The organism is Streptomyces xylophagus, from assembly GCF_000716435.1.
In the GTDB taxonomy this organism is placed as follows: Bacteria; Actinomycetota; Actinomycetes; order Streptomycetales; family Streptomycetaceae; genus Streptomyces; species Streptomyces xylophagus.
On the sequence record NZ_JNWO01000094.1, the window covers coordinates 1 to 1,010 of the forward strand.

The 1,010-nt window shown below is 72.5% G+C and carries 2 protein-coding genes; both read right to left on the minus strand.

Annotation, left to right across the window (positions count from 1 at the left end; all coding sequences use genetic code 11):
• Positions 1–103 precede the first annotated feature (103 nt).
• Positions 104–760 (minus strand): methyltransferase, encoded by a 657-nt coding sequence (locus OO70_RS50400; RefSeq protein WP_043688267.1) that lies wholly within the window; start codon positions 758–760, stop codon positions 104–106.
• A partial coding sequence (locus OO70_RS50405; RefSeq protein ID WP_043688269.1) for a hypothetical protein occupies positions 760–1,010 on the minus strand: 251 nt, incomplete at its 5' end. The genes OO70_RS50400 and OO70_RS50405, both read right to left, overlap by 1 nt.

Consider the following 1,010-nt stretch of genomic DNA (forward strand, 5'->3'; position numbering starts at 1 on the left):
TGTCTCGTGGGCTCGGAGATGTGTATAAGAGACAGGTGCACGGCGAGGCGGTAGGCGGCGACGGCGCCGAGCGTGAACCCGGCGAGGAAGATGACGGCGGCCATCACTCCGCCCCCGACGGCTTCTCGACCCACAACTTCACCGGGCGGATCCCCGCCCCGACCGACTTGACGAAGGGGCCCTTCTCGCACGGGCACACCCGGCCCCGCCTGTAGACCGTCGTGCCGGACGGGTACCGGCCCAACGCGGTGCCGAGCACCTCCCGGATGGCTCGCACCCGGCGGGATGATCCGGTCATCACCACGGGCGGCACGATGGCGCCGAGCATCCCGCCCGGCATCAGGCAGTGGTTGTAGGCGGCGAGGACGTGGTCGGCCCACGCCTCCGGCCGGTTGGCCAGGGTGAACGGCGGGTTCATGAAGATCAGGTCGAACGGGGCCGGCTCGGTGGTGAGGTAGTCCTCCAGCGTGGACTCGACGAGATCGTCGGCGAGGTCCGTGGCCCGCAGCGCGGCGGCCCGGCTCGGTGCCGGCTCGACGACGGTGAGGTGCGCGTACGGCAGGTACTCCCGGATGGCGCGGGCCAGGTGGCCCTCACCGGCGGACGGCTCCAGCACTCGCAGGCGGGGCACCCCGTTCCCGCCCTCGCCCTGCGCGTAGCCGGGGCAGAGGGCCTCGTACACGAGGTCGTCGGCCACCTCGGGTGGGGTCGGCCAGTACGACAGGGCCGGGTCGGGGGTGTATGTGATCGTCTGGGCCATCACGCCACCGCCCGCAGCGTCGCCGGTCGGACGCTGTCCAGCGCCGTGCCGATCGCATCGAACAGCTCGACGAAGTCCGGGCACTGCTGGCCGCACTCCGGGTGGTACCGCAGGTGGGTGGTGAGTCCGAGGTGGGCGCCCCGGATGTCGCCGACAGCGTCCACGTACGGGTCCGGCGTGTGTCGGGGGTCGACGACCGGTCGGATCGGTGCCGGGTCGGGCCACGGGGTGGTCCGCGACGGCTGCGGGG